Annotated in this window: 15 protein-coding genes; 11 read left to right on the top strand and 4 right to left on the bottom strand. The window is 61.5% G+C overall.

Going from position 1 to position 19069, the window contains the following annotated elements; translation table 11 throughout:
- Positions 1 to 2612: VWA domain-containing protein (locus tag BZK31_RS30290; RefSeq protein ID WP_083182713.1), on the top strand; the 2612-nt coding region annotated here is incomplete at its 5' end.
- Between the two features lie 12 nt (positions 2613 to 2624).
- Here BZK31_RS30290 and BZK31_RS11175 read toward each other — a convergent pair.
- Both BZK31_RS11175 and BZK31_RS11170 read right to left on the bottom strand, forming a co-directional pair.
- Positions 2625 to 3026, bottom strand: a complete 402-nt coding sequence (locus BZK31_RS11175; protein ID WP_083182712.1) for a YbaN family protein — start codon at positions 3024 to 3026, stop codon at positions 2625 to 2627.
- Positions 3027 to 3036: 10 nt separating this feature from the next.
- Positions 3037 to 3624 (bottom strand): UPF0149 family protein, encoded by a 588-nt coding sequence (locus BZK31_RS11170; RefSeq protein WP_083182716.1) that lies wholly within the window; start codon positions 3622 to 3624, stop codon positions 3037 to 3039.
- A 176-nt stretch (positions 3625 to 3800) separates the two neighbouring features.
- Between BZK31_RS11170 and recQ the strand changes: the two genes are divergently transcribed.
- From recQ to BZK31_RS11155, 3 genes are all read left to right on the top strand, one after another.
- Positions 3801 to 5930 (top strand): DNA helicase RecQ, encoded by a 2130-nt coding sequence (recQ, locus tag BZK31_RS11165; protein WP_083182711.1) that lies wholly within the window; start codon positions 3801 to 3803, stop codon positions 5928 to 5930.
- A gap of 92 nt (positions 5931 to 6022) precedes the next feature.
- On the top strand, positions 6023 to 6457 hold the full coding sequence (locus BZK31_RS11160; protein ID WP_083182710.1) for a MarR family transcriptional regulator: 435 nt from the start codon (positions 6023 to 6025) through the stop codon (positions 6455 to 6457).
- A gap of 95 nt (positions 6458 to 6552) precedes the next feature.
- A complete protein-coding gene (locus tag BZK31_RS11155; protein WP_083182709.1) occupies positions 6553 to 8784 on the top strand; it encodes a motility hub landmark protein FimV in 2232 nt (743 codons plus the stop codon).
- A 96-nt stretch (positions 8785 to 8880) separates the two neighbouring features.
- Here BZK31_RS11155 and BZK31_RS11150 read toward each other — a convergent pair whose 3' ends face one another.
- Both BZK31_RS11150 and BZK31_RS11145 read right to left on the bottom strand, forming a co-directional pair.
- Positions 8881 to 9291: a PA2817 family protein gene (locus BZK31_RS11150; protein ID WP_083182708.1), complete on the bottom strand. Its 411-nt coding sequence runs from the start codon at positions 9289 to 9291 to the stop codon at positions 8881 to 8883.
- Between the two features lie 87 nt (positions 9292 to 9378).
- A complete protein-coding gene (locus tag BZK31_RS11145; protein ID WP_083182707.1) occupies positions 9379 to 11826 on the bottom strand; it encodes an acyl-CoA dehydrogenase in 2448 nt (815 codons plus the stop codon).
- A gap of 161 nt (positions 11827 to 11987) precedes the next feature.
- Here BZK31_RS11145 and BZK31_RS11140 point away from each other — a divergent pair, with 161 nt between their 5' ends.
- The 7 genes from BZK31_RS11140 (at position 11988) to lpxK (ending at position 19069) form a co-directional block, all read left to right on the top strand.
- On the top strand, positions 11988 to 12611 hold the full coding sequence (locus tag BZK31_RS11140; protein WP_083182706.1) for a glutathione S-transferase: 624 nt from the start codon (positions 11988 to 11990) through the stop codon (positions 12609 to 12611).
- A 194-nt stretch (positions 12612 to 12805) separates the two neighbouring features.
- Complete coding sequence (locus tag BZK31_RS11135) at positions 12806 to 13738, top strand: ABC transporter ATP-binding protein (RefSeq protein ID WP_083182705.1); 933 nt, start codon at positions 12806 to 12808, stop codon at positions 13736 to 13738.
- Positions 13735 to 14523: an ABC transporter permease gene (locus BZK31_RS11130; RefSeq protein WP_083182704.1), complete on the top strand. Its 789-nt coding sequence runs from the start codon at positions 13735 to 13737 to the stop codon at positions 14521 to 14523. Before BZK31_RS11135 ends, BZK31_RS11130 begins: the two co-directional genes overlap by 4 nt.
- 147 nt (positions 14524 to 14670) lie before the next feature.
- The gene (locus BZK31_RS11125) at positions 14671 to 16887 is read left to right on the top strand and encodes a DNA internalization-related competence protein ComEC/Rec2 (RefSeq protein WP_083182703.1); all 2217 of its coding nucleotides are present in this window, start codon (positions 14671 to 14673) and stop codon (positions 16885 to 16887) included.
- Between the two features lie 42 nt (positions 16888 to 16929).
- The gene (locus BZK31_RS11120) at positions 16930 to 17646 is read left to right on the top strand and encodes a MotA/TolQ/ExbB proton channel family protein (protein WP_083182702.1); all 717 of its coding nucleotides are present in this window, start codon (positions 16930 to 16932) and stop codon (positions 17644 to 17646) included.
- Positions 17643 to 18074, top strand: a complete 432-nt coding sequence (locus tag BZK31_RS11115; RefSeq protein WP_083182701.1) for an ExbD/TolR family protein — start codon at positions 17643 to 17645, stop codon at positions 18072 to 18074. Before BZK31_RS11120 ends, BZK31_RS11115 begins: the two co-directional genes overlap by 4 nt.
- Positions 18074 to 19069 (top strand): tetraacyldisaccharide 4'-kinase, encoded by a 996-nt coding sequence (gene lpxK, locus BZK31_RS11110; RefSeq protein ID WP_083182700.1) that lies wholly within the window; start codon positions 18074 to 18076, stop codon positions 19067 to 19069. The genes BZK31_RS11115 and lpxK overlap by 1 nt, the downstream gene beginning before the upstream one ends.

Here is a 19069-nt window from a genome sequence, read left to right as displayed (position 1 = left end):
AGCCGCCGGTTGAGCCGCCAGTCGAGCCACCGGTCGATCACTGTGTCAGCGTGTCGGGCAGCGAGTTGACGTTGCACGAAGCGCATCTGTGCGGCGGTTCGTCCCCCGATCCTGCTGCGTTGACCCGGCACGGCAGCTTCACCGTCAATGCCGCCGACGGACTGCAAAGCCTGGTGGTGGGCGGCATCGAGATCGTCAGGGGTGGGGTGGTGATGGATTTCTCTCAGCCAGCGCTGACTGCGTTGGGTAATAGTCTGAGCATTACGGGCTATGACCCGGTAACCGGCCAGGTCAGTTACAGCTACACCCTGCTGGGTCCGCTGAACCACGCCGAGGGCAATGCTGCCAACACACTGGCTGAGCAGATCGCTGTCGTGGCGGTCGATGACGATGGCGACATCGGGACCGGTCAGTTGGGTATCGTCATCGTCGACGATGTGCCTGTGGCCGCAGATATCGAACTGTCCGTCAGCCGCGAGCCGCTCAACTCCAACCTGCTGCTGGTCATCGATAACTCCGAGAGCATGAATGGCGCATCCGGCGTCGACGGCCTGTCACGCCTCGACCTGGCCAAACAGGCGCTCAACCAGTTGCTCGATCAGTACATGGCCATGGGCGACGTACGGGTTCAGGTCGTGACCTTCAACAGCCAGGCCGATATGCCCAGTGCCGTGTGGGTCGATGTCGCGACCGCCCGAGACATCATCAACGCGCTGGGAGCCGGCAACGGCACCGACTACGACGCGGCATTGGCCGCGGCGCAGCGGGCTTTTTTCGCGGCAGGCAGTCTGAACGGTGCGCAGAATCTGGTGTACTTCCTGTCCGATGGCAATCCGACGTTGTCGCCCGAGCATTCGGAGCCCAATCACCAGCCTGATCCGACCCAGGGCGACGGCATTGATGCTGAAGAGCAGGCGCTGTGGACAGCGTTTCTCGACGCTCACGGCATCAAATCGTTTGCCATTGGAATCGGCAGCGAGGTCAGTCAGACCTATCTGGACCCTATCGCACATGATGGACAGACCGGGACCGACACGCAGGCGGTGATCGTTCTGCAACCGCGTGAGTTGAGTGCCGTGCTCAGCGGGACGGTACAAGGCAGTACCGAGGGCAGCCTGCTCGCGGGCGGAACCTTTGGCGCGGACGGCGGCTTCGTCAAAATGCTCATGGTCGACGGACAGGCCTACACCTACGATCGAAGCGGGCAGGGCAGCTTAAGCGGCGGCTCAGGGCAGGCGCACTTCGACAGTGCCGCCCACACGCTGACCTTGACCACCGGACTGGGCGGCACGCTGGTGGTGAACATGCAGAGCGGTGCCTTCAGCTACACGCCAGGCAGCGCGCACACCGCAGTCACCGAAACCATCGGTTACGTGCTCAGCGATCAGGACGGTGATCTGGCTGCAGCGACATTGACGATCAATGTCCAGCCGCCCCTCCCGGTCGCACCGCCCGAGGCCACGGCCGACCACATCATCACCCATATTCTCGCGCCGAGCATCGAAGTGCCTGCCGCTGCGCTGCTGGCCAACGACCATTTGCCCAACGGGTATCCGCTGAGTGCGAGTCCGACGATTTTTCACACCGGCTGGCGGGACGCAGGGGCCGACTTTTCAGCGCCGCTGCTGAATACCCTTCAATTCAGCGGCCGTCAGGACGTACTGGAAAACCGCGTCAAGGACCTGCAACGCTCTGATTTTCATGTCACCCACGCGGCGACGGCCACCGTGTTGCTCAGCGGTTATCTGGGAGCGTGGCAGGGTGACACCTTCAATCATCAGGACCTGTACAGCGTTGCGCTCAAGGCCGGCGAAACACTGACGGCCGACACCCGACAGCTCTCCGACCAGGTCGGGCTGGCCTGGCAGATGGACGGCGGCGAGTTTCTCGATCTGGCACCGAACGGGTCGTTTATTGCTAGCGAAGACAATGTCTATCGGTTGATTCTGATTCATCAGCCCGATCCGGATGTGCCCAATGAAGGAATGGACTACCAGCTGGGTTTGAGCATCGACTACGGCCAGGTCAATGCCACGCCCGCGTATCAGGGCGGCTACAGCATCGAAGACGCACACGGTGGTCGTGATTCGGCGGCGGTCACCATCGATTATCAGCATGGCCCGTCGTTGATCGGCGGCGAGGGCGACGATGTTCTGCTGGCCGCCAGCGGCAACGATTGCCTCAATGGTGGCAAGGGAAATGATGTACTGATCGGCGGGCAGGGCAATGACCTGCTGACCGGTGGTGAAGGGCAGGACCGGTTCATGTGGCTGGCCGCGGATACCGGTCACGATCAGGTGACCGATTTCAAGGTTGGCGTCGATACGCTCGACCTGTCCCAACTGTTGCAAGGCGCAGGCGCACGCCCCGATACCCTGGAAGATTTTCTGCACGTGCGCGTCAACGGGACCGGTACGCAGCCGGTTTCGACGATTGAAGTGGGGCTGGACGCCAGTCATCCCGATCAGAGCATCGCGTTGACGGGCGTGGATCTGGCGGCGCAGTTCGGCGTGACACCGGGCGCTGGCGGCTGGATCGCCAGCGGCGCGGACACTGCCACCCTCATCAACGCAATGCTGGGGGATCACTCGTTGAAGGCCGATGTGGTGTAGCGACTGAAAGTTTCAGCCCCTGTGCAGCGTCTTCTGCCTGAGGATATAAACGGTTACCAGCACCGCGCTGAGCAGCATGAAGCCGCGTGCCCAGGGCAGAGGCACCAGGTAGCAGGACAGCCCGATACTGGCCCACATTGTGCCGATCGCGTAGACCTTGCCTTTAAGTGGAATGCCACGGCCTTCGAGGTAGTCCCGAATCCACGGCCCCAGTCGCTTGTGGTTGACGAGCCAGTCGTAGAAACGCGGAGAACTGCGGGCAAAGCAGGCGGCAGCCAGTAACAGAAAAGGCGTGGTCGGCAGCACTGGAAGCACGATGCCGATTACGCCCAGTCCCACGCTCAGCCAGCCCACCGCCAGCAGCGCGTAACGCACCGGCCGGTGGCGGCTGGTGCGAGATGAATCCTGCGCCATAGGCGCGGACTCAGTGGTGACGGGGCTTGAGGATCGCCGGTTTCTCGTCCGGGGCCTGGCACAGCAGGTACAGCGCGGTCAGGGCTTCCGGGATCTGCACGATCATGTCGTCCATCAGGTTGGCGTCCTGAGCGATATCGGAGAACTCCGGTTGCTCGTCGAACAGGCCTGAACCGACCATGATTGGCAGCAGCATTTCGCTGACTTCTTCCTCGGCGCTTTCGAACCAGGCGTTTTCACGCAGGAACACGCCTTCCATGAAGCCGATGCACCAGCCACGCAGGTCCGAATCGTCCGGGTCGTCGCCCAGGTCCAGATCGCAGGGCAGTTCGAATTCTTCGTCCGACGCCAGCTGACGGGCGATATGCGCCTGCAGCAGGACCAGCGTGGTTTCGATTTCTTCGCGCTGCGCGTCGCTTGCGTAATGTGGCGGCTCGGAGAACAGAGCGTCGATCCACTCGCGTTCCGGCACTTGCTCGGAACAGATCGACAGGGCGGTCAGGTAGCCATGAGCGGCCACGTAGTCCAGTGCTTCTTCGTGCAGTTCATCTGCATCGAGGAAGACTTGCAGGCGGGTTAGTTGCTCAGCGAAGGACATGGACGCACTACCTTGGAAATAAACGATGCTGAATTCTAGGCCCTGAGCGCCCGTGGCGCCAGCGCGGCGGCCCATTGCAGTTAATTTCGACCACTCATGTACCTGTCATCCTTTGCCCGTGAGTGCTCGGGTATACTCCCCCGTTTTGCAGTGCAGCAGGACAATCTGGGGTTTTTATGCTCGAACAGGCACAACGCGTACTTAAAGACATCTTCGGCTACGACAGCTTTCGTGGTCGCCAGGGTGCCATTATCGAACGTGTAGCCAATGGCGGTGATGCACTGGTGCTGATGCCGACCGGTGGCGGCAAGTCCCTGTGTTTCCAGGTTCCCGGCCTGCTGCGCGACGGCCTTTGTGTGGTGGTGTCGCCGCTGATCGCCCTGATGGACGATCAGGTCGCCACGCTGGAAGAGCTGGGCGTGTCGGCGGCGGCGCTGAACTCGACACTCAGCGCCGACCAGCAGCGCGAGCTGGCCAACCGGATCCGTCTGGGCGAGGTCAAAATGCTCTATCTGGCACCGGAGCGTCTGGTGCAGCCGCGCATGCTGTCGTTTCTGCAAAACCTCGATATCGCTCTGTTCGCCATCGATGAGGCACATTGCGTTTCCCAATGGGGCCACGATTTCCGTCCCGAGTACCTGCAACTGGGGCAACTGGCCGAGCTGTTCCCCCAGGTGCCGCGCATCGCCCTGACGGCCACTGCCGACAAGCGGACGCGTGAAGAAATCGTCACGCGGCTGCACCTGCAGAACGCCGAGCGTTTTCTGTCCAGTTTCGACCGGCCCAACATCTTTTATCGCATCGTGCCCAAGGAGCAGCCACGCAAACAGCTGCTGGCATTTTTGTCCGAGCGCCGCAGCGACGCCGGTATCGTCTACTGCCTGTCACGCAAGAAAGTCGACGAAGTGGCGGTTTTCCTCAGCGAAAACGGCTACCCGGCGTTGCCTTACCACGCGGGCCTGCCAGCCGAAACCCGCGCCGCCAACCAGAAACGCTTCCTTAATGAGGAAGGCCTGATCATGGTTGCGACCATCGCGTTCGGCATGGGCATCGACAAACCCAACGTGCGTTTCGTCGCGCACATGGCCCTGCCAAAGTCGCTGGAGGCGTACTACCAGGAAACCGGCCGGGCAGGGCGCGACGGTCTGCCCGCCGATGCCTGGATGGCCTATGGTCTGCAAGACGTGCTGATGCTCAAGCAAATGCTGCAGAATTCCGAAGGCGACGAGCGACACAAGCGACTCGAGCACCACAAACTCGACGCCATGCTGGCGCTCTGTGAAGAAACCCGCTGCCGCCGTCAGACCTTGTTGGCGTATTTCGACGAAGACATGCCCAACCCCTGCGGCCACTGCGATAACTGTGTCGATGGCGTGCAGACCTGGGATGCTACCGAGCCTGCGCGTCAGGCGCTGTCGGCCATTTACCGCACCGGCCAGCGCTACGGAGTCGGCCATCTGGTGGACGTCCTGCTCGGCAAGTCCAATGACAAGGTCGAAAGTTTCGGTCACCAGCACCTGTCGGTGTTCGGCGTCGGCAAGGGACGTTCCGAAGGCGAATGGCGCTCGCTGTTCCGCCAACTGGTCGCCCGCGGGCTGGCGGACATCGATCTGGAAGGCTACGGCGGCCTGCGGCTGAGCGACACGTGCCGCCCGTTGTTGCGTGGCGAAGTCACGCTGGAACTGCGTCGCGACCTCAAGCCACAAACCACGGTCAAGAGTCATTCCGCCAGTCAGGCCAGTCAATTGGTGCGTGGCGAGGAGCGCGAGCAGTGGGAAGCGTTGCGCACCCTGCGCCGCAAACTGGCCGAGGAACACGCCGTGCCGCCTTACGTCATCTTCCCGGACTCCACGCTGCTGGAAATGCTGCGCAGCAAACCCGGATCGATGGCCGAAATGGCCAGAGTCGGCGGAGTGGGCGCGCGCAAGCTGGAGCGTTATGGCGAAGCCTTCCTGGAAGTGCTCAGTGGCAAGGCCGAGGCACCCCGGGTGGTGGCCGATATTCGCCACGAACTGATCAGCCTGGCCCGCGCCGGCATGACCCCGATGCAGATCGCCGGTCAATTGCAGTGCTCGGAAAAGAACGTCTACACCCTGCTCGCCGAAGCCATTGGCAAGCAACAGCTGTCTGTCGAGCAGGCGCTGGATCTGCCGGAGGACCTGCTGGGCGAGATTCAGGATGCGTTTCTGGATGGAGAGGGCGAACTGCCTCCGGTCTCGGCAGTGATCGAACAATTCACTGGGCGTGTTCCTGAAGGTGTGCTGTATTGCGTGCGCGCTGCTCTGCAATCCGAATTCGAGATATAGAAGCCTGCGACGAGACGCCACGGTCGGCCGCTTGCCTGTTTGCAAGGAGCATGCTTAGCTCGCTAACAATTAGTTTTGATCATGAGTGCTCTATGCCATTGACTGATGAACACCGTTTCGGGATGCAACTTGCGCACCTTACGCGCGGCTGGAGAGCCGAACTGGATCGTCGTCTTGCTGACCTGGGTCTGTCGCAAGCCCGTTGGCTGGTCCTTCTTCATCTGGCCCGTTTCGGCGAACCGCCCACTCAGCGTGAGTTGGCGCAAAGCGTTGGCGTCGAAGGGCCAACCCTGGCGCGGTTGCTCGACAGCCTTGAAGGTCAGGGGCTGGTGCAGCGTCAGGCCGTGGTCGAAGACCGCCGCGCCAAGAAGATCCTGCTCTGCGACAGCGCCTTGCCGCTGATCGAGCAGATCGAAACCATCGCTAATGTGTTGCGAATCGAGTTGTTCGAGGGCGTGGACGAAGAGGATCTGCGGGTGTGCATGCGCGTGCACGCGCAAATTCTGGCCAATCTCGAAAGATCCTGAGACGCGTCTGCGAGTTCTCCCCCATACTCTGGCTACGGATAGTGAAGTTCATCGGGATAGGTGAGAAGCCTGCTGTGGTTTCCATAAGGGTTAGCATGCTGAAGAGTTCTCAGGCGGGTATCGAGCGGAGTGGCCTCACGGTGTCCAAGGTCCGCAGTCGCTTTCACGCGCCGATGATGGCTGTCTCGGTACTGGCCTCGTCGCTGTTTTATTCGACGTTTGCTTCGGCGCTGGGCCTGGGTGAAATCACCCTGCATTCCGCGCTCAACCAGCCGTTGAATGCCGAGATCGCGTTGCTCGAGACCGATGGTCTCGGGCCTGAAGACATCATTGCCAGGCTGGCTTCGCCCGAGGCGTTCGCCAAGGCCGGCGTCGAGCGCGTGTTCTTTCTCAATGACCTGCGTTTCACTCCCGTTATGCGGGGCGGCCGTGGTGTGATCCGCGTGGTTTCGAACAAGCCGGTCACCGAACCCTACCTGAGTTTTCTGGTGCAGGTGGCTCGCCCCAATGGCGACCTGCTGCACGAATACACCGTTCTGCTCGATCCCGCGACTTCACCGGCGGGCGTTGCCGCGACCCGCAGTCGCAATGCGCAGGGCTCGCCGCAGTCGGCGGTGCCCGAGTCGCGCATGCCGGTCGCGCCGCCGCCTGCCGTGCAAGGCAAGCATTACACCGTCGTCGGTGGCGACACCCTCAATGCCATCGCCGGACGCCTGACAGGTTCGGGCAGCAAAGTGCCGGCCAGTCAGATGGCTGACGGCATTCGCGCCCTCAACCCTCAAGCGTTTGCGCAAGGTGCCAGTTCCGGGCTCAAGCCGGGGCAGGACCTGCTGTTGCCCGACTCGGCCGTGCTGCCGACCACCACTGATCCCGGCACAAATGCGGCCACGCCACAGACGCAGGGGCAGGCGCAGCCTGCGCAAATGCGTGAAACCGCCGAACAGATGACCGCTGCCGCCATCCAGACTCAGCAGTTGACCAAGGCGCTGGACGAGCTCAAGGCCCAGACTCAGGATCTTCAAGAGCAGTTGGTCGGCAAGGACAAGCAGATCATTGCTTTGCGAACCGATCTTGCGCAGGCCCAGTCAACGGTGAGGCCGGTTGCTGCACAGCCAGCACCGGCTGCAACCCCTGTCGCACCTGTTCAGCCGCCCGCTCCAGTGGCGGCGTCGGTCAGCGAACCGTTCGTGAGTGTGCCGGTCCTGTTGGGCGGTTTGCTGATTCTGTTGCTGCTTCTGGCATTTGCCTACAACCGCCGACGTCAGCAGCGCAGCCAGACCGCGACCCCAGCCGCCACGCCGGATGATTCGCTGATAAAGCCCGCCCAGGCTGCAATTCTGCCAGTGTTCGAAGTGCCCGCGGTGGCCGCGCAACCGGTCAATACACCTGCGCCGACACCGAGCAAAGCACCGGCCTCCCAACGAATGGCCGGTGCCGCGCCCGACGCGCTGGATGGCGTGAGCATCTACATCGCCTACGGGCGATTCAGCGAAGCCATCGGCATTTTGCGCAACGCGCTTGAAAAACAGCCTGACCGTGAAGACATCCGCATTCGATTGCTTGAACTGCTGGCCGAGCAGGGCGACAGCGCCGGGTTCGCGCTCGAAGAACAGGCGGCGTTGGAGCATAACGTGACGCCACAGGCCATTCAGGACATTCGTGAACGTTACCCGCAACTAAAGGCCCGCGAGGCGCAACGGGCTGCCGCCGTGGTACCGGCAGCCGCCCTCGGGGCAATGTCGCTGGACAAATCCGACGCGGCACCTGCGGCAGATGTTCTGTCTGAAACCAGTCAGCCTGCTATCACCGAGCTTGATGAAACCACCGCAGCAGCGCTCAACCCTGAGCCGTCAGACGAGTTTCAATTGAACCTGGACGATCTGTCGATGGATGCCGACTGGGATCTCGTTGACCCCTTCGATGCGCCGCCGACACGCAGCAAACCGGCCGCCGCTGTGGTCGCGGCGCCTGAGATCGATCCGGGATTCTCGTCCGATCTCAATCAGTTGCCGGAAGTCTTCGAACTGTCGGACGAGCAGTTTCTCAGCGACTTCTCCGAAGAGGATTCAGTCGAGCCTATCGAGGTGATACCGCCGTCGGGTACTGACGACCTCAGTGACGACTTTCTCGACAGTTTCATGAACGACGACTCGGAGTTCGACCTGCTGGATCTCGACGAGGCACCGTTGAGCCAGATCAATCAGGCGCAGGTGTTGATTGACGACGGGGATATTGAGTCGGCGCGGAAAATCCTGCAGCAGGTCATCGCCGAATCGGACGAAGATCACCAGCGTCTGGCGCGGGAAATGCTGGCAGGGATCAGCTGAGAACGCCTGAACCGGCGCTTTGCAAAGGGTGCCCGGCGCCGCGATAAACGTCCCCGTGCGTGAGCACGGGGCCGTTCAGTTCGGCCAGGTTGTCGCTCAGTGTTTGCTGCCCTGAGTCGACATCGCCAGCAGTTGCTTTTCCTGATTCCAGTCAAACGGCTCGTCATTCTGCCCGGCTTCGTAACGACGTTCTTCGAGCGCCTGATACAGGTCGATCTCGTCGTCCGGCATGAAGTGCAGACAGTCACCGGCGAAGAACCACAGCAGATCACGTGGGACCAGATGCGCGATCTGCGGGTAGCGCTGAATCACCTGGCACATGATGTCCTGCCCCAGGTACTGACTTTCGATCGGGTCTTGCGGCAATTGCTCGACCAGTTCGTCGAAGCGCTCCATGAACAGTGCATGGCTTTCTTCGGGAACCTGCTCGGCCTCGCCCAGCGCGACCAGAATACTGCGCAAGTGCGCCAGCAGACCGAGATGGTGGTCGAGAGTGGCGTCGGCCATGGTGTAATCCTCAAATGCAAAAACAGGCGCGAGAGTATAAAGCTCTACGCGCCTGTTTTGTGGATCGGCTGAGCGATCGGCTCCGGTTTAGCGAATCTTGCCCGGTGTCGCCGTCAGTTCTTCCTTGTCGAAGTCGTCCACATCGATCACCTTGCGGCGTGCCGCTTCAGCGGTTCTCAGTGTCTGCGCCTCGTCAGCCTGCAACACGCCGACACGCAACGCGGCGTCGATGAGCGGCTCGCCTGCGTCGGGCACCACCTGCCCACCTTTGACAGCGGTCTGCAGCTTCCTGTGCAGGGGATACGCGGCACTCAGCAGGTCGCTGGCATGTTGCAGCGCGCCGACCGGATCTTCGGCCGATTGCGGGCGATAACAGCCTGCGAGCAGCTCTTCCAGCGTCGGATCGCCCTTGGCACGGCCCAGCACTTGCGCGACTTCGGCATCGAGCCTGTCTGACGGGCCTTTGTGTCGACGGCCGAACGGGAAGACGATGACTCGCAACAGTCCGCCCAACAAACGGTTCGGGAAGTTGCTGAGAATCTCGTCCATCGCACGTTCCGAATGCCCCAGGCTTTCTTCCATCGCCCAGCGGAACAGCGGACTCATGTGATCCGGTGATCCGAGGTCGTGGTAGCGCTTGAGGGCCGACGAGGCAAGGTACAGATGGCTGAGCACGTCGCCCAGGCGTGCAGACAGACGCTCGCGACGTTTCAGCTCGCCACCCAGCAGCATCATGCTCAGATCGGCAAGCATGGCGAATGCCGCCGCCTGACGATTCAGTGACCTGAAATAACCCTGGCTCAGGCTGTCGCCCGGTGCGCGTTCGAAATGACCGAAGCCCAGGTTGAGGATCAGCGTGCTGGCTGCATTGCTGACAGCGAAGCCGATGTGCTTGAGCAATAGCGTGTCGAACTCGGCCAGCGCATTGTCATGGTCGGCACGTCCGGCCAGTGCCATCTCCTTGAGTACGAACGGATGGCAACGAATCGCGCCCTGGCCGAAGATCATCAGGTTGCGCGAAAGGATATTGGCGCCTTCGACAGTGATAAAGATCGGCGCGCCTTGCCAGTTGCGACCCAGGTAGTTGTTCGGGCCCATGATGATGCCTTTGCCACCGTGCACATCCATCGCATGGCCGATGCACTCACGGCCGCGTTCGGTCAGGTGGTATTTGAGAATCGCTGACAGGACCGAAGGTTTTTCTCCCAGGTCGACGGCGTTGGCGGTCAGCATCCGTGCGCTGTCCATCAGCCAGGCGTTGCCACCGATGCGCGCCAGCGCTTCCTGAATGCCTTCGAAGGCTGAAAGCGGCACATTGAACTGCTCACGCACCTTGGCGTATTGGCCGGTCACCAGACTGGTGTACTTGGCTGCGCCAGTGCCCACGGCAGGCAGCGAAATCGAGCGGCCCACCGACAGGCAGTTCATCAGCATCATCCAGCCCTTGCCGAGCATGGGCTGACCGCCGATCAGGTAGCTCAACGGCACGAACACATCCTTGCCGGAGTTGGGGCCGTTCATGAATGCGGCACCCAATGGCACATGCCGGCGACCGATTTCGACGCCCGGTGTGTCGGTCGGGATCAACGCCAGGCTGATGCCCAGGTCTTCTTCCTCGCCCAGCAGATGCTCCGGGTCGTACGCCTTGAAAGCCAGGCCGAGCAGGGTCGCGACCGGACCGAGGGTGATGTAGCGTTTCTCCCAGGTCAGGCGCAGGCCGATCACTTCTTCACCTTGCCATTGGCCTTTGCAGATGATCCCGGTGTCCGGCATGGCGCCGGCATCAGAACCTGCCAGCGGGCCGGTCAGAGCGAAGCAGGGGATGTCATCGCCGCGGGCCAGGCGCGGCAGGTAGTGATTGCGCTGTTCGTCGGTGCCGTAGTGCAGCAGCAATTCGGCCGGGCCAAGGGAATTGGGGACCATGACGGTTGAGGCCAGATCACCGCTGCGGGTCGCCAGCTTCATGGCGACCTGCGAGTGAGCGTAGGCCGAAAAACCCTTGCCGCCGAATTCCCTGGGGATGATCAGTGCAAAAAAACCGTGCTGCTTGATGTGCGCCCAGGCTTCAGGCGGCAGGTCCATAGCCTGGCCGATCTCCCAGTCGCTGACCATCGCGCACAGTTCTTCGGTCGGGCCGTCGATGAACGCCTGCTCTTCTTCGGTGAGGCTGACTTTGGGGTAGGCCAGCAGCTTGTCCCAATCGGGACGTCCGCTGAACAGCTCGCCGTCCCACCAGACCGTACCGGCGTCGATGGCGTCACGCTCGGTCTCCGACATGGGGGGCAAAACTTTCTTGAACCAGCTGAACATTGGCGCGGTGAAATGTTTGCGGCGTAGATCGGGCAGTATCAGCGGTATGAATACCGCCAGCCACAGCACCCAGAAAAGGGTCAGCAGCCAGCCCGGCGCATGGCTGAAAATACCCATCGCCAGCAGGTACACCGCGACCACGCCAAGCGCGGGCAGCGGGTCGGTACGTCGATGAGCCAGCCAGGCAATGCCCACGACCAGCACAACAATCCACAACAGCAGCATACGTATTCCTCCGTGATGAAAGCCGCTCTGGCGGCCATCAAGAACTGGTCGCCAGGCAGAGGTGTGGCGACATCGATAGTGACCCTGTGTCGACAAGGAAGTTGCCAGCGGATCAGGTAGACTGAGCAGTCAGTTTTCACAGTCAATGCGAGGGGAACGCAATGCTCAAGATCTGGGGACGGAAGAATTCCAGCAATGTGCGCAAGGCACTCTGGATTGCCGAAGAAGTCGGGGTGCCCTATGAAACGCAGGATGCCGGCGGTGCATTCGGCCTGGTCAACGAGGCGGCCTATCGCGCCAAGAACCCCAACGGGCGCATCCCCATGATCGAAGACGGCGATTTCGTGCTCTGGGAATCCAACGCTATAGTGCGCTATCTGGCAGCTCGTCATGCCCCTGATTCCGACTTGTATCCCGCTGATCTCAAGGCCCGTGCGCTGGCCGACAAGTGGATGGACTGGACCTCCTCGACCATCGCCGCGCCTTTCAGCCCTGTGTTTTGGGGCGTGGTGCGTACCCCGGCCGAGCAGCAGGACTGGGCGGCCATCAACGCAGGTATCCAGCAATTGCACGGCCTGTTGCTGGTCGCAGACGACGCATTGTCCCGTCAGCCCTACCTGTCTGGCGAAGCTTTTGGCATGGGCGACATCCCGCTCGGTTGCTTTGCCTACGGCTGGTTTGAAATGCCGATTGAACGTCCGCCACTGCCTCACCTCCAAGCCTGGTATGAACGCCTCAAGACGCGTCCGGCCTACCGCAAGGCCGTCATGAGCCCGTTGACTTGACATCAGAGCTACGCAGAAGCCGCGCCGGGCAAGGCCCGACGGCTTCTCTTCGCGCTTCGATATTTACTATTAACAAATGTGTCTGTACTTGAGTGGCCCGGCCACGCACCATTGTTTGATCGGGCGCCAGTGACGTGCACGGCGGCTTTCAGCCCATCCCCTTCTTTCCATTCTGATTTGGTACTTTTTCCGATATGTCTTCAGCTCTGTCCATCCGGCAGCTAACCAAAACCTATGGCAACGGTTTCCAGGCCCTGAGTGGTATCGACCTGGACGTTGCCGAAGGTGACTTCTTCGCCTTGCTCGGCCCCAATGGCGCGGGCAAATCGACCACCATCGGCATCATCTCGACGCTGGTCAACAAGACCAGTGGCACGGTGAACATTTTTGGTCACGATCTGGACCGTGAGCCGGCTGCGCTCAAGCGCTCCATCGGTGTCGTGCCGCAGGAATTCAATTTCAATCAGTTCGAGAAAACCTTCGACATCGTCGTGACCCAGGCCGGCTACTACGGCATTCCTGCCAAGGTCGCCAGGGAGCGCGCCGAGCAGTACCTGACCCAACTGGGATTGTGGGACAAGCGCGATGTGCCTTCGCGTTCGCTGTCAGGCGGCATGAAGCGCCGTCTGATGATCGCTCGCGCGCTGATTCACGAGCCGCGTCTGCTGATTCTCGATGAGCCGACCGCAGGTGTGGACATCGAACTGCGTCGCTCGATGTGGACCTTCCTCACAGAGCTGAACCGCAAGGGCATCACCATCATTCTGACCACGCATTACCTGGAAGAGGCCGAGCAACTGTGCCGCAACATCGGCATCATCGACCATGGGACGATAGTGCAGAACACCAGCATGAAGCAGTTGCTCAGCACCCTGACCGTCGAGACATTTCTGCTCGACCTCAAGGCGACCTGGCAGACCGCGCCTCAGTTGCCGGGCTTTCCGAGCCGTCTGCTCGACAGCCACACGCTGGAAGTACAGGTCGACAAGAATGTGGGCATCACAGCGCTGTTCAGCCAGTTGGCCGCGCAAAACATCGAAGTGCTGAGCCTGCGCAATAAATCCAATCGTCTCGAGGAACTGTTCGTGTCTCTGGTGGAAAAAAACCTGGCAAAGGTGGCGCTATGACTGCTCAGACCGGCGAGCTGCGCCCCAACCTGATTGCCCTGAAGACCATCGTTTACCGTGAAGTCCATCGCTTCATGCGCATCTGGCCGCAGACTCTGCTGCCGCCTGCGATCACCATGGTTCTGTACTTCGTCATCTTCGGTAACCTGATCGGTCGTCAGATCGGTGACATGGGTGGCTTCACCTACATGCAGTACATCGTGCCGGGGCTGATCATGATGTCGGTGATCACTAACTCCTACGGCAACGTGGTATCGAGCTTCTTCGGTGCCAAGTTCCAGCACTCTATCGAAGAGCTGATGGTTTCGCCGGTTTCACCGCACACCATTCTGGTCGGGTACACACTTGGCGGCGTGCTGCGGGGTCTGATGGTCGGTTTCATCGTCACGATGCTCTCGATGTTCTTCACCGACCTGCAGGTGCATCACCTGGGCGTGACCATTGTCGTGGTCGTGCTGACCGCTACGATTTTCTCGCTGCTGGGCTTCATCAACGCGGTGTTTGCGCGCAACTTCGACGATATTTCGATCATTCCGACGTTCGTGCTGACGCCGTTGACCTACCTGGGCGGCGTGTTCTATTCGATCAATCTGCTGCCGCCGTTCTGGCAGACCGTGTCGCTGGCCAACCCGGTCCTGCACATGGTCAACGCGTTTCGCTACGGCATCCTCGGTGTGTCTGACATCAAGATCAGCATCGCGCTGGCGTTCATGATCGTCGCCACCTTCGTGCTCTACTTCGGCTGCGCACGGTTGCTGGTAAGCGGGCGCGGCATGCGTCAGTAACATCTTGCCCGGTAACATCCTGAACAGTGACCCGCCACTCGGCGGGTCACTGCGTTGAGCCTGCCTGTTCAGATCATGAAACACACCCTTCACCCGCTATCCCTCGCCTGCGACCATCCTTGAGGCTTTCCGTCTTGAGGATCACCCATGCGCACAGGGATGATCGCGCTTGCTCTGGGCCTGCTGGCCCTGCGTTTGCTGCCTGTTTTGCCTGGCACCGGGTTACTGCTGTTGATGCCCGTTCTGGCACTGATGCTGTTGCCGTTTCGCACTTACCCGCTGGCCTTGTTTCTGTTGGGGTTTACTTGGGCCTGTCTGTCGGCGCAATGGGCGCTGGACAATCGTTTGCCAGCCAGGCTCGACGGCCAGACGCTCTGGTTGCAGGGCAAGGTGGTCGGGTTGCCGAGTGTTGCCGAAGGGGTGGTGCGGTTCGAACTGGCCGACGGTGTGTCGCGCCGGGCGCAGTTGCCGAAATTGATGCGCATCGCCTGGTATGGCGGCCCCGACGTGCGCAGTGGCGAGCGGTGGCGATTAGCGGTAAAACTCAAACGGCCAGGTGGGCTGGTCAATCCCGATGCATTCGACTACGAGGCGTGGCTGCTGGCCCAACGCATCGGCGCGACCGGCACGGTGGTGGACGGTGAGCGTCTGTCACCGGCTCGCGCTGCCTGGCGCGACACCCTCCGCCAGCGACTGCTGACCGTCGATGCGCAAGGGCGCGAAGGTGGGCTGGCAGCGTTGGTGCTGGGTGACGGCTCAGGGCTATCGCCCACTGACTGGCAGGTGCTGCAAGACACCGGAACCGTGCATTTGCTGGTGATCTCCGGTCAGCACATCGGTTTGCTGGCCGGCGTGGTCTACGCGCTGGTTAGTCTCTTGGCGCGTTGGGGGCTGTGGCCGCGATCTGTGCCGTGGTTACCCTGGGCCTGCGGTCTGGCATTCGGTGCGGCGCTCGGTTATGGATTGCTGGCCGGGTTCGATGTGCCGGTGCGACGAGCCTGTGTGATGGTCGGCATGATCCTGCTGTGGCGTCTGCGCTTCCGGCATCTGGGCATGATCTGGCCGCTGCTGCTGTCACTCAATGCCGTGCTGATCTTTGAGCCGCTGGTCAGCCTGCGGCCCGGCTTCTGGCTGTCCTTCGCCGCCGTAGCGATTCTGATGCTGATTTTCAGTGCACGCCTCGGTGCCTGGAGCTGGCTGCAAAGCTGGACCCGCGCCCAGTGGCTGATCGCGGTCGGGCTGCTGCCGATCCTGATGATGTTGAACCTGCCCATCAGTGTTAGCGGGCCGCTGGTCAATCTGCTGGCGGTGCCCTGGGTCAGCGTAATCGTCCTGCCGCCAGCATTGATCGGCACATTGTTGCTGCCGGTTCCTTATTTGGGTGAATCCCTTCTTTGGCTGGCGGGTGGGGCCTTGGACGCACTGTTCGTGTTTCTGGGCTGGATGGCGGGGCATATGCCCGCCTGGCTGCCCAGCGCACCGCCGACCTGGGCGCTTGGATTGAGCCTGCTCGGGGCGTTATTACTGTTGTTGCCCAAGGGCGTGCCGATCCGGTTGCCGGGTTGGCCGCTGCTGCTGTTGTGTATTTTTCCACCGCTCAAGTCGGTGCCGCTCGGGCAGGTCGAGGTGATGCAACTGGATGTCGGTCAGGGGCTGGCCATCGTGCTGCGCACGCGTCATCACACGCTGTTGTATGACGCCGGACCGCGCTTTGGCGAGTTCGACATCGGCCAGCGCGTGGTCGTACCGGCCATTCGCAAGCGCGGCGTACGGCATCTGGACCTGATGCTGCTCAGCCACGCGGATGCCGATCACGCCGGTGGCGCCTTGGCGGTTCTGGATGCGCTGCCGGTCAGGCGCGTACTGGGTGGTGATGTGGTCAGGCTCGCGCCGCAACTGGGTGCCCGCTCATGCGAGAACGACGAGCGCTGGGAATGGGATGGCGTGGTGTTTTCGACCTGGCGCTGGGAACAGGCGCCGCAAGGCAACGCGGCGTCCTGCATGCTGAGCGTCGAGGCCAGCGGCGAGCGTCTGTTGCTGACCGGCGATATTGACGTCGATGCCGAACGGGCAGCGCTCGACAGCGGCTTCGATCTGCGCGCGCACTGGTTGCAGGCGCCTCATCATGGCAGCCGTACATCGTCTTCCAAAGCGTTTCTCAAGGCGGTGATGCCGAACGGCGTGCTGATCTCGCGCGGCCGCAACAATGCGTTCGGTCACCCGCATCCGCTGGTCATGGCCCGCTATCGATGGCTGGGCATCGCCCCTTACGACAGTGCCGAGATGGGCGCGATCCGCCTGCAACTCGGGGCGTTCGGCACGCCTCAGGCCCAGCGGGCGCAACGGCGTTTCTGGCGTGACTGAATCCACGGATATCGATCTGGTCGTTCGGCACCCGTCGACCCTATGGTAGAGTGGCGCCAATTTTTCAAGGGAGTGGTCACTGTGTGGGAACTGGTCAAATCGGGCGGCTGGATGATGTTGCCGATCATTTTGAGTTCCATCGCCGCTGCCGGCATCATCATCGAGCGTCTCTGGACCCTGCGGGCCAGCCGCATCACGCCGCCGCATCTGCTGGGGCAGGTCTGGCAGTGGATTCAGGAACACAAGCTGGACAACGACAAGCTCAAGCAACTGCGTGCCGACTCGCCGCTGGGTGAGATCCTCGCGGCGGGCCTGGCCAATTCCAAGCACGGTCGCGAGATCATGAAAGAGTGCATCGAAGAAGCCGCTGCCCGGGTCATCCACGATCTGGAACGCTACCTCAGTGCGCTGGGCTCGATTGCTGCCATGGCGCCGCTGCTCGGTCTGCTGGGCACCGTGCTGGGCATGATCGATATCTTTGGCTCGTTCAACGCCTCGGGCGCCACCGCCAATGCGGGTGTGCTGGCGGGCGGTATCTCCAAGGCGCTGATCTGCACGGCATCCGGCCTGATCGTTGCGATCCCGGCGATTTTCTTCCACCGTTTCCTGCAGAGCCGTGTCGATGAACTGGTGGTCGGCATGGAGCAGCAGGCGATTCGCCTGGTCGAAGTGGTGCAGGGTGACCGGGATGTAGATCTGATCGACGCCAAGGTCGACCTCAAAGCCCTGGCCAAGGCGGGCGGGAGCAAGAAGAAGTGAAGTTTCGTCGCCGCAGGCCGCGGGAGACCATCGACATCAATCTGGTTTCATTGATCGATGTGGTGTTCATCCTGCTGCTTTTCTTCATTGTGACCACCACGTTCACTCGCGAAACCCAACTGCGGGTCGATCTGCCGCAGGCGGTTACCGGTACGCCGGAAGTGGATGCGAGCGTCAAACATCTGGACATCGCGATCAACGCCGACGGGATCTTTTCCCTGAACAATCAATTGCTGCCCAAGAACGATCTGGCCACCCTGATCGAAGCCTTGCAGCGTGAGTCGGCTGGCGATACCAGCCTGCCGCTGTCGATCAGTGCCGATGGCAAGACGCCTCATCAGTCGGTCATTACCGCGATGGACGCCGCAGGAAAACTGGGCTTCAGTCATCTGCGCATGACCACGGTCGAGGCCACACAGGCTAACTGATGGCATTCACTGACCGTTTGCTTGACGCCTGGTACAACGGCCACCCCGCGCTGGCGCTGCTGCGTCCTCTGGAAATCCTCTATCGTCGGGTCGTCGACGGCAAGCGTGCGCGATTCGTAGCGGGCGAGGGCGATATCTACCGGGCGCCGGTGCCGGTCATCGTGGTCGGCAACATCACCGTGGGCGGCACTGGCAAAACCCCATTAATTCTGTGGATGATCGAGCATTGCCAGCGGCGCGGTCTGCGGGTAGGGGTCGTCAGTCGTGGCTACGGCGCCAAACCGCCGAGCCTGCCGTGGCGTGTGCGGTCCGAGCACGGTGCCAGCGAGGCGGGTGATGAGCCACTGTTGATCGTGCAGCGTTGCGGCGTCCCGTTGATGATCGACCCCGATCGCAGTCAGGCGGTCAAAGCCCTGCTAGCCGCCGAACCTCTCGACCTTATTCTGTCCGATGACGGATTGCAGCATTACCGGCTGGCGCGTGATCTGGAACTGGTGCTGATCGATGCTGCCCGAGGGCTCGGCAATCGCCGTTGCCTTCCTGCCGGTCCGTTGCGCGAGCCCGCCGAACGACTGGCCAGCGTCGATGCGGTGCTGTTCAATGGCGCAATGGCAGATCGCGACGACGGCTATGCCTTTACCCTCAAGCCTGCTGCCTTGGTCAACTTGCACAGTGGCGAGCGTCGGCCGGTTGATCATTTTCCGCCTGGCCAAGCTGTGCATGCAGTGGCCGGAATCGGTAACCCGCGACGTTTCTTCAATACCCTCGAAGGATTACACTGGCGGCCTGTGCAGCACGCATTCGCTGACCATGCTGTCTACAGCGCTGAAACGCTGACCTTCACGCCATCGCTGCCACTGGTCATGACCGAGAAGGATGCCGTCAAATGCCGCGCCTTTGCGGCTGACGACTGGTGGTATCTGGCGGTGGATGCAGTGCCTTCCGACGCGTTTGTCAGCTGGTTCGACGAACAGCTGACACGTCTTTCTCCATGA

Source organism: Pseudomonas floridensis, assembly GCF_002087235.1.
Classification (GTDB): domain Bacteria; phylum Pseudomonadota; class Gammaproteobacteria; order Pseudomonadales; family Pseudomonadaceae; genus Aquipseudomonas; species Aquipseudomonas floridensis.
This window is presented reverse-complemented; position numbering and strand designations above follow the sequence as displayed.

What these genes read in the sequence shown, in the direction of transcription:
- BZK31_RS11175 (WP_083182712.1), bottom strand. Translation starts at nt 3,026, where the DNA reads ATGGCGCAGGATTCATCTCGCACCAGCCGCCACCGGCCGGTGCGTTAC.
- BZK31_RS11170 (WP_083182716.1), bottom strand. Translation starts at nt 3,624, where the DNA reads ATGTCCTTCGCTGAGCAACTAACCCGCCTGCAAGTCTTCCTCGATGCA.
- recQ (WP_083182711.1), top strand. Translation starts at nt 3,801, where the DNA reads ATGCTCGAACAGGCACAACGCGTACTTAAAGACATCTTCGGCTACGAC.
- BZK31_RS11160 (WP_083182710.1), top strand. Translation starts at nt 6,023, where the DNA reads ATGCCATTGACTGATGAACACCGTTTCGGGATGCAACTTGCGCACCTT.
- BZK31_RS11155 (WP_083182709.1), top strand. Translation starts at nt 6,553, where the DNA reads ATGCTGAAGAGTTCTCAGGCGGGTATCGAGCGGAGTGGCCTCACGGTG.
- BZK31_RS11150 (WP_083182708.1), bottom strand. Translation starts at nt 9,291, where the DNA reads ATGGCCGACGCCACTCTCGACCACCATCTCGGTCTGCTGGCGCACTTG.
- BZK31_RS11145 (WP_083182707.1), bottom strand. Translation starts at nt 11,826, where the DNA reads ATGCTGCTGTTGTGGATTGTTGTGCTGGTCGTGGGCATTGCCTGGCTG.
- BZK31_RS11140 (WP_083182706.1), top strand. Translation starts at nt 11,988, where the DNA reads ATGCTCAAGATCTGGGGACGGAAGAATTCCAGCAATGTGCGCAAGGCA.
- BZK31_RS11135 (WP_083182705.1), top strand. Translation starts at nt 12,806, where the DNA reads ATGTCTTCAGCTCTGTCCATCCGGCAGCTAACCAAAACCTATGGCAAC.
- BZK31_RS11130 (WP_083182704.1), top strand. Translation starts at nt 13,735, where the DNA reads ATGACTGCTCAGACCGGCGAGCTGCGCCCCAACCTGATTGCCCTGAAG.
- BZK31_RS11125 (WP_083182703.1), top strand. Translation starts at nt 14,671, where the DNA reads ATGCGCACAGGGATGATCGCGCTTGCTCTGGGCCTGCTGGCCCTGCGT.
- BZK31_RS11120 (WP_083182702.1), top strand. Translation starts at nt 16,930, where the DNA reads ATGGTAGAGTGGCGCCAATTTTTCAAGGGAGTGGTCACTGTGTGGGAA.
- lpxK (WP_083182700.1), top strand. Translation starts at nt 18,074, where the DNA reads ATGGCATTCACTGACCGTTTGCTTGACGCCTGGTACAACGGCCACCCC.